The 474-nt window shown below is 68.4% G+C and carries 1 protein-coding gene and 1 pseudogene; one reads left to right on the plus strand and one right to left on the minus strand.

Annotated features, from left to right (window positions below; genetic code table 11):
• Positions 1–93: glycosyl hydrolase 108 family protein (locus AC2JF9_RS08800; protein WP_500727006.1), on the minus strand; the 93-nt coding region annotated here is incomplete at its 3' end.
• Positions 94–279: 186 nt separating this feature from the next.
• Between AC2JF9_RS08800 and AC2JF9_RS08805 the strand changes: the two are divergent.
• Positions 280–474, plus strand: a pseudogene (locus AC2JF9_RS08805) (hypothetical protein); the annotation flags it as partial.

Raw genomic sequence — 474 nt, forward strand, 5'->3', positions numbered from 1 at the left:
GCCCCAGCGCGTCGCGCCGCCGCGGTCCGCCGGTTGGTTGGAATAGCCGCCCTCGCGGGCGATCACCTCGTCGATGAGGTCGTCAATGTCCATTGCACTCGCTCCTGCCTGATGAGTCGCAGGAGAGTGCCGGATAGGTTCGTTGTAGGAAAATAGTTTGTGCGGATGTGGATTGTAGCCGGGTTCAGCGTCCCGTCATTCACGCGAAAGCGGGAATCCGGCTTCCTCTTCCGCGGACCCACCAGCGGGACTCCCGCTTCCGCGGGAGTGACGGCAGGGGTGCACGACCGCGCGCTCGATTTCGCGCCGCAGGGCAGGGCCGAGCCCGCCGTCCAGGCCCCGCCGAGCGCGTCCGGCTTTCCCCTGGGCGTGGCGAGGGGGCAGGTGGCCGCCACCTATATCGTCGCGGAGGCGGAGGACGGGCTCGTCATCGTGGACCAGCATGCCGCGCATGAGCGGCTGGTGCTGGAACGC

Source organism: Lactobacillus sp. C449L, from assembly GCF_059900815.1.